This is a genomic window from Streptomyces sp. NPDC005151, assembly GCF_053599875.1.
On record NZ_JBSFYR010000078.1, the window covers coordinates 24,059 to 36,654 of the forward strand.

General features: G+C 70.3%; 12 protein-coding genes and 1 pseudogene. 5 read left to right on the forward strand and 8 right to left on the reverse strand.

Annotated features, from left to right (window positions below; translation table 11 throughout):
- Positions 1 to 22: 22 nt before the first annotated feature.
- From ACWD6R_RS30700 to ispH, 6 genes are read right to left on the reverse strand one after another with little or no spacing between them, the layout of a single operon-like run.
- On the reverse strand, positions 23 to 1,168 hold the full coding sequence (locus ACWD6R_RS30700) for an Ldh family oxidoreductase (protein WP_451821679.1): 1,146 nt from the start codon (positions 1,166 to 1,168) through the stop codon (positions 23 to 25).
- Positions 1,169 to 1,171: 3 nt separating this feature from the next.
- The gene (locus ACWD6R_RS30705) at positions 1,172 to 2,500 is read right to left on the reverse strand and encodes a M20/M25/M40 family metallo-hydrolase (protein ID WP_451821680.1); all 1,329 of its coding nucleotides are present in this window, start codon (positions 2,498 to 2,500) and stop codon (positions 1,172 to 1,174) included.
- A 23-nt stretch (positions 2,501 to 2,523) separates the two neighbouring features.
- Positions 2,524 to 3,468: a sugar phosphate isomerase/epimerase family protein gene (locus ACWD6R_RS30710; RefSeq protein WP_451821681.1), complete on the reverse strand. Its 945-nt coding sequence runs from the start codon at positions 3,466 to 3,468 to the stop codon at positions 2,524 to 2,526.
- Positions 3,458 to 4,540, reverse strand: coding sequence for a Gfo/Idh/MocA family oxidoreductase (locus tag ACWD6R_RS30715; RefSeq protein ID WP_451821682.1), 1,083 nt, complete (start codon positions 4,538 to 4,540; stop codon positions 3,458 to 3,460). Before ACWD6R_RS30715 ends, ACWD6R_RS30710 begins: the two co-directional genes overlap by 11 nt.
- A gap of 55 nt (positions 4,541 to 4,595) precedes the next feature.
- A complete protein-coding gene (locus tag ACWD6R_RS30720) occupies positions 4,596 to 5,663 on the reverse strand; it encodes a polyprenyl synthetase family protein (protein ID WP_451821683.1) in 1,068 nt (355 codons plus the stop codon).
- Positions 5,663 to 6,703, reverse strand: a complete 1,041-nt coding sequence (gene ispH, locus ACWD6R_RS30725) for a 4-hydroxy-3-methylbut-2-enyl diphosphate reductase (RefSeq protein ID WP_451821684.1) — start codon at positions 6,701 to 6,703, stop codon at positions 5,663 to 5,665. Before ispH ends, ACWD6R_RS30720 begins: the two co-directional genes overlap by 1 nt.
- Before the next feature lie 239 nt (positions 6,704 to 6,942).
- Between ispH and ACWD6R_RS30730 the strand changes: the two genes are divergently transcribed.
- From ACWD6R_RS30730 to ACWD6R_RS30745, 4 genes and pseudogenes are all read left to right on the forward strand, one after another.
- Entirely contained in the window at positions 6,943 to 8,169 is a 1,227-nt protein-coding gene (locus ACWD6R_RS30730; protein WP_451821685.1) for a DegT/DnrJ/EryC1/StrS family aminotransferase, read from the forward strand.
- The gene (locus ACWD6R_RS30735) at positions 8,166 to 9,329 is read left to right on the forward strand and encodes a DegT/DnrJ/EryC1/StrS family aminotransferase (RefSeq protein ID WP_451821686.1); all 1,164 of its coding nucleotides are present in this window, start codon (positions 8,166 to 8,168) and stop codon (positions 9,327 to 9,329) included. The genes ACWD6R_RS30730 and ACWD6R_RS30735 overlap by 4 nt, the downstream gene beginning before the upstream one ends.
- A 72-nt stretch (positions 9,330 to 9,401) precedes the next feature.
- Entirely contained in the window at positions 9,402 to 10,667 is a 1,266-nt protein-coding gene (locus ACWD6R_RS30740) for a nucleotide sugar dehydrogenase (RefSeq protein ID WP_451821687.1), read from the forward strand.
- 250 nt (positions 10,668 to 10,917) lie between these two features.
- Positions 10,918 to 10,989: pseudogene (locus ACWD6R_RS30745) on the forward strand (30S ribosomal protein S18); the annotation flags it as partial.
- An 83-nt stretch (positions 10,990 to 11,072) separates the two neighbouring features.
- Here ACWD6R_RS30745 and ACWD6R_RS30750 read toward each other — a convergent pair.
- A complete protein-coding gene (locus ACWD6R_RS30750) occupies positions 11,073 to 11,324 on the reverse strand; it encodes a hypothetical protein (RefSeq protein WP_451821690.1) in 252 nt (83 codons plus the stop codon).
- A gap of 167 nt (positions 11,325 to 11,491) precedes the next feature.
- Complete coding sequence (locus tag ACWD6R_RS30755) at positions 11,492 to 11,707, reverse strand: EF-hand domain-containing protein (protein WP_451821688.1); 216 nt, start codon at positions 11,705 to 11,707, stop codon at positions 11,492 to 11,494.
- Between the two features lie 143 nt (positions 11,708 to 11,850).
- Between ACWD6R_RS30755 and ACWD6R_RS30760 the strand changes: the two genes are divergently transcribed.
- On the forward strand, positions 11,851 to 12,489 hold the full coding sequence (locus ACWD6R_RS30760) for a GNAT family N-acetyltransferase (protein ID WP_451821689.1): 639 nt from the start codon (positions 11,851 to 11,853) through the stop codon (positions 12,487 to 12,489).
- The last annotated feature ends 107 nt before the right edge of the window (positions 12,490 to 12,596 follow it).

Consider the following 12,596-nt stretch of genomic DNA (forward strand, 5'->3'; position numbering starts at 1 on the left):
TCGTCCTCCATGGTGGATCGCGTCAGTCGGCGAGGGCGGCCGGGGCGGGCAGTCCGCGTTCCGCCGCCACTTGGCACAACTCCTCGAACAGTGCGGCGGAGAGCGGGACTCCGGACCTCTTGTGCTCCGAGGCACGCTCGGCCTCGAACCACCCCGGGTAGCGCACCGGCCTGTCCTCGTGCACCGCGGGACTGCGGACAAGGGCGTCGAACAGGCCGTCCGCCTGTGTCTCGAACTCCTCCTTGGGACGCAGCTCGGCCGGTGCGATTACCAGCACGGTGAAGCCGATGTCGTCGTCCTGACCAACCGGGCTGCCATTGCCGGACCAGGCCTCCGGTGCGGGGCCGAGTCCGGCACCCGGCAGCAGCGCGCCGAGGGCCTCGACCAGCAGGCCGAGCCCGTAGCCCTTGAACTCCCCGGTGTCCGGGGCGCCGCCGAGCCACTTCAGGTAGCCGTCGCCCCGGTCGAGCGCGCGCGGGTCGGTGACGGGCCGCCCCTCGGCGTCCTCCAGCCAGCCAGGCGGAACGTCCCGTCCGGCCCTGGCCGCGCCACGGACCCTGCCGGTCGGTACCACGGTGGTGCTCATGTCGAGAACGAACGGTGGCCGTGGACCGGCCGGTGCCGCGAAGGCCAGCGGGTTGGTGCCGAGCATCGCCGCCCTGCCGCCGGGCGGCCGGATGATGCGCTGCTGCCCGCAGTTGGAGACCAGCAGGCAGATCATCCCGCGGTCGGCAGCGCGCTTGGCGTGCGCGCCCGCGCAGCCCAGATGCGTGGCCCCGCGTACGGTCACCAACCCGACGCCGTACTCCAGCGCTCGCGCCGCCGCCAGGTCCACCGCTTCGCTCGCCGCCCACAAGCCGAGGGCCTGGTGGGAGTCGAGCAGGACAGCGGCGCCTCGGTCGGCCAGCACCTCGGGTTCGGCGGTCGGGTCGCAGCGGCCGTCCGCGAAGAGTTTCAGGTAGAGACGGGTGAGGTTTGTCAGGCCGTGCGAGGTGATACCGGTCAGGTCGCCGTGAACCAGGGCCCGGGCGGCGGTGGCGGCCCGCTCGGGCGGGAGGCCCTGGTGCCGGAAGACGGCGGCGGTGAAGTCGAGCAGTGCCGGGAGGTCGACACGGCGTACAGCGACGAGGGCGTGCTCGGTGGTGTCGGTTCCGGGTGCGGTCGTCATGGGTCAGTTCCCCTGGTCCAGCCGGTGGCGTGCGAAGGAGGTGAGCAGGCGTACGAGAGCGGAGGCGTAATGGTCGAGGTCCGTCAGGTCCGCGAACTCTCCGTGCGCGTGGGCGTGGTTGGCTCCGAGTTCGCCGGGACCGAAAACCACGGTCGAGGTGCCGGGGACGTCGGCCAACCAGATGGCGTCGCAGGTGAACGCAGGCTGTCCGGCCGGCCACGGGGTGAGCCCGGAGCGGTGGAGCAGCAATTCCTCGGCCCAGGTGTCCGGGGTGCCGAGCGCGGGCAGTCCGCGCTTGAGCCATTCCAGCCGGACTATCCGCGCGGCGTCGCGGGCGGTGCCGGCCAGGAGCGGCATACCGGCGAAGCGGGACCGGAACTCCTCAAGGCCCGTGCGCACCGCCTCGGCGAGCGCGTGTTCCAGGGCCTCGCCCGACTTCCTGGACCCATAGGACAGATTGAGCAGCAACTGACCTGAGCCGTAGACCTTGTTGTGCAGGTCACCGGTGTGCAAGCCCGCGATGCAGACCTGACCGTCGACCGCGTGCGACGGCAGCACGGTGGCGAGGTACTGGGCCATGTGTCCCAACAGAACGGTCGCGTTGTGGCCCGCGGCGGGCTCGTCGTCGATGCCGTCGCGGCCGTCGACACGCAGCCGCGCGGTCATCGACGCTGTCGCCCGGGGCAGCACTCGGCAGCCGGTCGGCTCGCAGAACACGTTGAGGCGGCCCAGGTATCCCTGCTCAACCAGGACCTTGGTGCCAAATACGCCCATCGCACCACCCTCCTCACCGGATACGAGCTGAATGAGCGCGCCCACCTCGGTGCCGAACCCAGGGACACCGTCCAGCGCGGCTCTCAACCCCGCGAGCAGGGCAACGGCGGGTCCTTTGGCATCGATGGCGCCGCGGCCGTGGAACCGTGCTCCGTCGAAGGCGACCGGGCCGCCGCCGGCGACGGTGTCCAGGTGGACGTTGAACATCACCATGGCCTCGCGCGGCAGGTCGTCCGGCCCGAGCCGCAGCACCATGTTCGGCTGGCAGGCGAGGAAGCCGGGCGATGTCCGCACCGCCTCGCGCACCGCGAGCGGTATCTCGCCGCCGGTCAGTTCCCCCGGGGCGGCAGGGGCGTGGTGGACCACGCGGAAGCCCAGCTCAGCCGCCGACTCGGCGTACGCGTGCTGCGCCTCCCAGAGTTCCACCGGCTCGTGCCCACCGGTCTCCAGGGGTCCGGCGGTGCGGAGGGTGAGCAGCCGCAGCAGCAGTTCCCGGTCGGAGCCCGTCAGCCCGGCGGCCCGCACGGCGATGCCGGGCAGATCCGGGGCTCGGTTCATGACGCCCTCCGTACGTGGTGTGCTCATGCCGTCCTGCCCGTTTCCGCGCATACGGGCCGGGCTCCTGGTGAGCCGTGGTCCTCGTACGCTGATGTCGACGCCGCCCCGCTCGCGGCAGTCCCTGCCGCGTCAAGTCCGCTCACCAGCTCCTCAAGCCGCCTCCCGTACGCCACGAACTGGTCCACGTAGTCCCCGGACGGCTCCGACCAGCCCTCGTGCGGGCGGATGTTGAGGTGCGGCTCGATGGAGAACGTGCCGGTGTATCCGTGGTCGAGCAGCAGCCGCACGGAGTCCGCGACCCGGCAGACTCCGTCGCCTGGCAGCGAGTAGTGCTGAGCCGCGGTGTCACCGGTGCCGTCCTTGATGTGGACGTGGGCCACATATGGCGCGATGTGCGGGAGCAGGCCGAAGGCCTCGTAGCCGTAGGCGATACCGTTTCCGACGTCGAAGAGCAGCCGCAGTGCGGGGCCGGCGGCGTCCAGCAGACGGAGCATCCGCGCGGGGTCACGGCTGGCCCAGCCCGCGCAGTTCTCGTGCACCAGGATGAGGCCGGCGTCCCCGGCACGAGCCGCGAGCCGCCGCATCCGTTCGAGAACCTCGCTCTCCCAGACTGCTTCGGGCAGACCTGCGTTGGGGTACGACATGACCCTCACATAGCGGGTGCCGAGGGTGGCGCAGCGCTCGGTCAGGCAGTCGAGTTCGGCAAGGTCCTCCGCGAAGGGCGTGTTGATGGCCCGGGCCCAGTTCCCGATCCTGGAATCGACGCAGACGACCCCGAGCCCGGCGTCGCCCAGTCGGCCCGCCACCGTCGCGAAGGATGCCTCGTCAAGGTCGGCGAGAGCGACGCCGTCGACAGAGCGCAGCTCCACGCAGTCCCAGCCGAGCCGGGTGATCGCCGCGATCTGCCGGTCCAGCCCGGGCGCGGCCTCGTCGCCGATGCCGCTGAGACGGATGCGGTCAACCATCATGGGCCGTTCCGTTCGCGAGGGCGGTGACGGCACCGGTCAACGGTGGCGCGCTGGTCCCGCCCGGCTGGGACGACGAGGCCATGTGGCGGGCGTCGTCGAGCAGTTGGACCACACGCCGGGCGATCGCGTAGTCGTCGGACATCTGGTCGGTGTCCGCCGCGTAGTCCCGGTAGACCTGCTCCATATAGCGAGTCAGCGCGTCGTCGAAAAGGAGCCGGGGAGTCGCGACGGTTGTGCTGTCCGGGCCTTCGCCGACGGTCAGGTTGGCGTGGTGGTCCATGTCACTGATCGGATAGTGGCCGACCGCCCGGCCCGAGGCGAAGCTCAGCGCGACCCGGCGTTCGCGGATCGGTGAGGTGAGGTCGGAGAAGAACTCGGTGGTGACGCCGCCATGGTGTCGGAGCGTCAGCCGGGCGGTACCCATGCACGGTATGACCCGCTCTCCGATCCGCATGTCGGTGATGTCGGCGGCCACCACGCGGGCGTCGCCGGCGAGTCGCAGGGCCACGCCGATCGAGTGCGGCAGCTCCACGTCGAAGGCGGTGCCGTGGTCGTGCGAGCGCAGCGTACGCGACCAGCGTGGTTTGAACTGGGTGAAGGACAGCGAGCACAGCGCACCGAGGCTCCCGCTGCGTACCAGGGTGGTCAGCTCATGGGTGAGCGCGCTGGCCAGCCACGGCGAGACCACCCGCAGCCGCAGCCCGCACACCCTGGCCAGGGTGTCGATGTCCCGGAGCCCGGTCACGCCCACCGTCATCGGCTTCTCGATGACGAGCCGGGTGTAGCCGAGGTCCGCGAGTTCCCGGAGGATGTCGAAGCGGCCGGTGGGCGGGGTGCACAAGTGGACGACCGTGCGGGCCGGGTCCGCCAGCGTGGCGGCGTGGGCCGGCGAATGAGCCACCACCAGGCCCTCGGACCGAGCGCGGTCCTGGATGCCCTGGAGGTCCCAGACCACGGGTGGCTCGGGCGCCCACAGGTCGGCGTTCTCCGGCCGCTCGCGCAGCTTGCGCAGCACCGGCCAGTGCAGCCCGAGGCCGGCTCGGCCGCCGCCGACGATGAACGTGTTCAGCATTCCGTTCCTTCACTCCTGAGGAGATCTGGCGTTCGCCAGCGGACGCGGTGGCAGATCAGCGGTCACGGTAGGCCGCTTCCTCACTCATCCGGGCGAGTTCGCGCTTCCACTCCCTGGGGAGCGGAGCGGTCGACAGAGCGTGCTGTGCCTCCGCGACCAGCTCTTCTATGCGCCGCTCGACCTCCTCTCGGACACCGTTGCGGTTAAGCGCCTCGGCGAGGGCCGAGGCGTCCCACTCGGCGGCCCGGACCAGTTCACCGACCGAGTCGTCGTACAGCGCGGCGAGGCTGACCAGGAGCGTCATCTTGTGCTGCGCGGCGTCGGCGCCGACCGGCTTGCCCGCTGTGTCCATGTCGCCGTAGGTGTCGATGAGGTCGTCGCGCAGTTGGAACGCCTCGCCGAGCGCGGTGCCGTACGCCTCGAACGCGGCGGCGGCGGAGTCGTTGCCTGCCAGAGCGGCACCCAGTTCAAGGGGGCGGTGGATGCTGTAGCGGCCCGACTTGGCGTTGGCGATGTAGCGAGCCAGCTTCGGGTTCGGGACCGACTCCGCAGCGACGGCGACGTCCAGGTGCTGGCCGATGATCATCTCACTGGTCATCCGGCTCCACACGCGCCCCGCCCTGTACGGCAGTTCCTGGACAAGCTGCCCTGCGTACGAGAAGGCGAGGTCACCCGCGAGGATGGCGATCCCCTCCCCGTAACGACGCGCTTCGCCCTTCCAGCCGGCCGCCCGGTGCAGCCTGCTGTGGCGCACATGCACGGTCGGTTCGCCGCGCCGCAGGTCCGAGTCGTCGATCACGTCGTCGTGGATGAGCGCGAAGGCATGCAGCAGTTCGACCGCTGCCGCAGCGTCCGCCACCCGGGGGTCGTCGGGGTCGCCGCCCGCAGAGAGGAAACCCGCGGCGCAGAAGGCGGGACGCAGCCGCTTGCCACCGGCCCGGAGCAACTCTCTTACGGCGTCGACCGGTACGACGGCGCGCGCGTCGACGGCCGCCCATTCGGCGTGTTGCGTGCCGAGCAGGTCCTCAAGACGCTGCTCCGCTCGCTTGAGAACGTGCGCACGGGCGTCTGCGGCGATCCGGCCCGGGCGTTCGACGGCCGCTTCGGCGGGTGAGGCTGTCATCAGCGTTCTCCAGTGACAGGCGGGACGGCACGTCCCGCGGGCGGCTGTGTTCCCTGTGCCGGGGAGTGGGCGTCCGGGCCGGGCGGAAGGCGGTCGTACGAAGGTCCGGGCTCGTCCGAGAGCCGAGGCAGCTGGAAGACGACGTCTTCCTTGGCGGTGGTCACCAGCTCCACGTCGTGGAACCCCAGCTCATCCAGACGCGAGAGGAGTTGCTCGACGAGTACCTCTGGTGCGCTGGCGCCCGCGCTCACGCCGACAGCGTGGACCCCGGTCAGCCAGTCGGTGTCCAGCTCCATGACGTCCGGTACCAAATGGGCGCGCGTCCCTTGCTGACGGGCCACCTCCACCATGCGCACCGAGTTGCTGGAGTTCCGCGAGCCGACGATGAGAACGAGGTCGCTACGCCGGGCGATCTTCTTTACTGCGAGCTGCCGGTTGGTGCTTGCGTAGCAGATGTCACCGTCGGCAGGGCTGTGCAGTTCGTCGAAGCGCTCACGCAGGACGGCCTTCACCTCTGCGGTCTCGTCCTGCGAGAGCGTGGTCTGGGTGAGTACCGCCACCGGTGTGTCACGAGGCAGGTCGAGCCACCGGGCGCTCTCCGCGCTCTCGACGATCACCGTCCGGTCGGGGACTTCACCGTACGTGCCCTCGACCTCTTCGTGGTCGGCATGACCCACCAGGAGCAGGGTTCGGCCGTCGCGGGCGTAACGCCGCGCCTCCTGATGGACCTTGGAGACGAGCGGGCAGGTGGCATCAATGGTGACGAGGCCGCGGGCCCTCGCGTTGTCACGAACCGCAGGGGACACCCCATGGGCGGAGAACACACAGACAGCGCCGGCGGGAATGTCTTCCTCCGAATTCACAAAGACCGCGCCCCGCCGCTTCAGCGCTGCCACGACATAGTGGTTGTGCACGATTTCTTTCCGCACATATACCGGAGCACCGTGGATTTCCAACGCTTTCTCGACGATCGCTATCGCCCGGCGCACCCCCGCGCAGAACCCACGGGGCTCGGCAAGGATCACTGTCTTTTCCGTCACGACTCGAAACTCCTGTCGGTCCGCGGGATCGAGGTTCACCGTCCGGCACGTCTCCGAGGCAAGTCAAGGTCCCTGGACCGGCAATAACTGAGCACCCGGCCAATAGGCAGATTTCTGCGCACGTCCGCCTGCCCCTGCCCCGCAATTGCCATTGAGTTGTCGGGTCCTTGCTATCGAAAGGCCCCGGCGGACCGGTCTACGTTCTGTTCGAGCATCAACGCCGAGAGGACTGGAGTGAGATGGCCAGCAAAGCGACAACCGCTGCGGGCACTGCCGTGGATGCCGTTCCTTTCTTCACCCAAGTCGAGTCGTTCGTGCGGCAGTGGCCCCGGCTGAACGCCCATCTCGACGAAATATGCGAGTCGGGCGTGTACTCGAACGGCCCGAAGACGGCCGAACTGGAAGCCGCCCTGTGCCAGTACACCGGTGCCCGGCACGCGGTCGCGGTGGGCAACGGCACCGACGCGCTCGTACTGCTGCTGCGGGCCGCCGGCATCGGTCCGGGCGACGAGGTCATCGTGCCCGCCTTCAGCTTCTTCGCCTCGGCCAGCTCGGTCGCCCTGGTCGGCGCGGTACCGGTCTTCGCCGACATCGACCCGCGTACCTACGCCCTGGACCCCGCCGGTGTCGAAGCGCGGATCACCCCGCGTACCAAGGCAGTGATGCCGGTGCACCTCTTCTGCCAGCCCGCCGACATGGCCGCGCTCGCGGCGGTGGCCGAACGACATGGACTGCTCGTCCTGGAGGACAGTGCCGAAGGCATCGGCATGCGCCTCGGCGGCCGGCACACCGGTCTGCTCGGCGCCGGCGGGGTGCTCTCCTTCTTCCCCACCAAGACCCTGGGCGCGCTCGGTGACGCCGGCATGGTGCTCACCGACGACGACACCCTGGCCAGCACCGTCCGGCGGCTACGCGACCACGGTCGCCCCTTCCCCGCACCACGACCCGCGTCGCCTGTCCCCCGAACGGGCCCGGACGAGCTTGCCGAGCGCGCGCGGCAGGGCGAACTGGTCGGCACCAACAGCAAGATGGACGAGATCCAGTCCGCCATACTGCTGACCAAGCTGACCACCCTGGACGAGGACATCCGCCGCCGCGCGCTGCTGGCCGATGCCTACAGCCGCCGGTTGTGCGGCATCCCCGGCCTCCGCGAACTGCCCGTCATCCCGAAGCAAGCCGAGTCCGACCGCCCGGTCTTCTACGTCTACCTGATCGAGACCGACCGGCGCGACGCCCTGATCGCGCACCTCACGGCAGTGGGCATCGGCACCGAGACGTACTACCCGCTGCCGCTCCACCTTCAGCCCTGCTTCGCCCACCTCGGCTACCAGCAGGGGGACTTCCCGCGGGCCGAGGCGGCCAGCCACCGCACGGTCGCGCTGCCGCTCTACCCCGAGTTGACCCTCACTCAGCTGAGTGCGGTGTGTGAAGCCATCCGCTCCTTCTTCACCGGGAACACATCGTGACCACCGAGACCACCTCGCGCGCCCCCGCCGGCGTCCTGACAGACGTGCCCTACGCCGACACCCGACTCAGTGGCACGGACCGCGAGCTGCTGCGCAGCGCGCTTCATGAGGTCGGCACCGACCCCGAGCAGAGATTCATCCTCGGCCGCCGTACCGCCGCGCTGGAACAGCGCCTCGCCGCGCGGTCCGGCGCGCGTGAGGCCGTGGCCTGCGGCAGTGGCACCGTCGCCCTCGCCCTCGCCCTGCGCGCGGTCGGCGTGGTAGCCGGTGACGAGGTGATCGTGCCCGCGTTCGGCGCCGAGCCCCTGGCCGCGACGGTACTGAACATCGGTGCTCTGCCGGTCTTCGCGGACGTCGACCCGCTGACGATGACCATCGATCCGGTGGACGCGGAGAGCCGGGTCACCTCGCGCACCCGCGCCATCGTCCCGGCCCACCTCTTCACGACGATGGCCGACATGCCCGCGATCCGGTCCCTTGCCGAACGGCACCGGCTCACGGTCGTCGAGGACGCGGCGGTGGCGCAGGGCGCACGGCTGAACGGCCGGGCGGCCGGAACCTGGGGTGACGCGGGGCTGTACTCCTTCTTCCCGGTCAAGCCCTTCGGGATGCCGGGCGAGGGCGCCGTCGTCCTCACCGACAGGCCCGAGGTCGCCGACGCGGTGAGACGGTTGCGCAACCACGGCCAGGACGGCGTACGGCGCTTCGTGCACCACGAAATCGGTGTCAACAGCCGCTTCGACGAAGTACTCGCGGGCTATCAACTGGGCCGCCTGGACCGCGCGGACGAGATGGTGGCCCGGCGCTCGGCGATCGCCGAGCACTACAGCACCAGCTTCGCGCCGCTTCGCGAGCGCGGGCTCCTGGCCCCTGTCGCCGGCACGGACGGCCAGTGCCACTACGTCTACGCCGTGCAGACGATCTGCCGGGACGCCCTCGCGGCCCACCTCGCCGCCCAGGGCATCGGTAGCCGGGTCTACTACCCGGTACCCCTGCCACGTCTGCCGGCCTTCGCCGCGTACACGGGCGAGGGCTCGAACGGGCGACGGCCCGGCGCGGAGCTGGCGAGCGCCCGCCACCTCGCGCTGCCGCTGCGCCTCGGGCTGACCGACCGAGAGGTCGAGCAGACGGCCGATGCCGTCAGCGCGTTCTTCACCTGACCTGGACCGCGGTGCCGGCCATCGGCCGCATCCCTCCCATGAGCTGACCAACTTCTTGCGACAGGAGCAACCGTGAACAGCAAGGTCGTCGTCGTCGGGCAGGGGTACGTCGGTCTGCCGGTTGCCGTCCGCGCCGCCCAGGCCGGTCACCTGGTCATCGGATACGACGTGGACATCGAGCGCGTCAGACGTCTCGGAAAGGGCGAGTCCTACGTTGAGGACATCCCTGACATGGAAATCGCCGCCCTGCTCCAGGAGGGCACTTACCTGCCCACCGCCGACCCCTTCGACCTCGACGGTTTCGATGTCGCCGTGATCACCGTCCCGACACCGCTGAAGGAGGACGCCCCCGACCTGACCTACATCGAGTCGGCCGCCCGCACCCTGGCCGAGCGGCTGCGCCCCGGCGCCACGGTGGTGCTGGAGTCCACCACCTACCCGGGCACCACCGTCGAAGTGCTCGTCCCCCTCCTGGAAAGGGGCTCGGGCCTCACCGCGGGGAAGGACTTCCATGTCGGCTACAGCCCGGAGCGCATAGACCCGGGCAACCCCACCTGGCGTCTGGAGAACACCCCCAAGGTGGTCTCCGGCATCAACGCGGCCTCCCTGGAAGCCGTCCGCTCCTTCTACAGCACACTCATCGGCACCACCGTGCCCGTGCGCTCCACTGAGATCGCCGAACTGTCCAAGCTGATCGAGAACACCTTCCGGCACGTCAACATCGCCTTGGTGAACGAGATCGCGATGTACGCGCGCGAACTCGGTGTCGACGTCCGGGAAGCCCTGGACGCCGCCGCCTCAAAACCCTTCGGCTTCATGCGCTTCACTCCCGGCCCAGGTGTCGGAGGGCACTGCCTTCCCATCGACCCGGAGTACCTGTCCTGGCATGTGCGGCGCACCCTCGGCCGGAGCTTTCAGTTCGTCGAGCTCGCCAACCACATCAACGGCCGCATGCCGGACCACGTGGTCCAGCGGCTGCTGCTCGCCTTGAACGCCCGGCGCAGGGCGCTCGCCGGCTCGCGGATCCTGCTCCTCGGCCTTGCCTACAAGCCCCATACGGGCGACATCCGCGAGTCTCCCGCGCTGCGGGTCGCGGAACTGCTGCTCGGGTTGGACGCCGACGTGCGCGCGGTCGACCCGTACGTGGCCGAGACGGTCACCATGGACCTCGATCTGGTGCGCTGCGAGTTCTCGGCAGAGGAACTCACCGCGGCAGACGCCGTGGTGCTGCTCACCGATCACGACGACTTCGACTACGAACTGGTCCGCGATCACGCGAGCTTCGTCCTGGACTGCCGGCACCGCCTGGATGCCGGAGACACTGTCGAAGTCCTGTGACCCGGAGCAGCCGGACGAGCCGGCAACCCCCGCGGTCCGCTGAGCCCCGGCTCGACCACCGTACCCGCGCCCCGGCACTTCCGAGGCGCGGTCCCGATGAGATCCGAACGAGACGCCCCCGCCCTCCGGTGCCCCCCGCAGCGTACGCACGCCGGACGCGAGCCGGGTCGCCCGAGGGGAGAGGGAGACTTGAGTGAGTGACGGACACCTGGAGGTCTGCCTCGTCGGCGCCGGTCCCAGGGGCCTGTCGCAGCAGCGGCAGCTCGCCCGGGCCATCAAGAACGCGCGCGAGATGGCCCTGCTCCCCTACGGGACCAAGTGAGCCACCGCTGCCCCCTCGGCCGGCCCCCGCCGCGGCACCGGGCGGTCCCTGAAACATCAGGGGCCACCCGCCCGGCGTGCGGGTCAGTGGTCGTCCCAGTGCCCGTCGTGGCTGGCGTGCCGGTGGCCGTCGTGGAGGTCGTCGACGTGGCCGCCGTGGGGAACCGTGACGTGCCCGCACGTCTCGCCGTGCTGGTGCGCGTGCTCGCCGTGCGCGGCATGGGCGGCGGGCTCGCACTCATCGACGTGGTCGCCGTGGACGCGGTGGAGATGGCCGTCGTGTGCGTAGTCCACATGACCCTCGTGCGTCGTTCGGGAGCCGGCCGCCGCGCCCAGTGGAAGGCACCCGTTGTCGAGCCGGACCCGGAGCGTGGAGAGCAGCACCCCGGCGGTGGCGCCGGTGCGGTGACGCAGCAGGCCGATCAGCACGCCGGACTCGAGAGGGTTGAGTGCCAGGTGGTCCGGCGGACCCCGGCCGGGCAGGCCGGGGGTCCCTCCGGCGATCAGCCCTTGTTCTGGGTAGCCCAGAACTCGTCGAAGGTGAGGAGACCGTCACCGTTCGTGTCGTGGGAGTTGATGACGGCCTGGGCCACCGGCTCGGTGACGTAGGGGTCACCCAGCTGAGCCATCACGCTCTTGTACTCGGCGGCCGAAATCAGACCGTCACCGTTCAGGTCGTACCGCTCGAACGCCTTGCGCGCCGACTCCATGTCCGCCACTGTTCCGCCCCTTCGTCATACCTAACTGATGTGGGTCAGATTAACGGGCGCGAGGGAGACCGATTGCGGCGGCCGGTCGTCGATCATGGGTGGGGTGTCCGCGGACGGCGGACAGGACCGGGAACCCGGGAGGGGAACACTTCATGACCGACGCACTGGCGCGGATCCTGACGGCTGCCGCAGACGGGCGGTTCCCGCCGCCGGACGGGTCCACGACCGTGGTGGCACAGCCGAACGCACGGGACGCCGGGGTGCTGGCATTCACCGCGCACTCGGTGGTGTTCACCGACGAGGATCCGGACTGGGTACGGGCCACGCTGGCCGGCACCCCGGGCGATGCGCTCGCCGCGACGATGAATCCGCACTTCCTGGGCGCGCTGCTGGCCCGTACCGGACGCCACATGAACACCATCGATCTGCTGACGGTCGCGGGCGCGCTGCCGGGCGAGCCGGAGATCGGGCTCCGCGAGATCGAGGACCCGGAGCACCCGCGGGTGGCGCGGGCCATGAAGTTCCGCGACGAGGTCCGGGTCTGGGCCGCCGACGGCGGGGTGCTGATCCTCGGCCGTGGGGTCGCCGGCCGGTGGGAGACGGCGATCGAGGTGGCGGAGGAGGCGCGCGGCCGCCGGCTCGGGGAGCGCCTGGCGCGGGCGGCCCGGCACCTGGTGCCGGACGAGGTGGTGTGGGCGCAGCAGTCGCCGGGGAACGCCCGCAGTGTGCGGACGTTCCAGGCGGCGGGCTACCGGCCGGTGGGCTCGGAGGCGCTGCTGGTCGCGGGCTGAGACCGGCCGGCTATTGGGGGGTGGGTGAAGGAGCGGGGCTGGGGTGCGTGCATCGCAAGGCGGAGGATTGAGCCATGGCGGAGCCATGGTGATGGACGACAACGCCG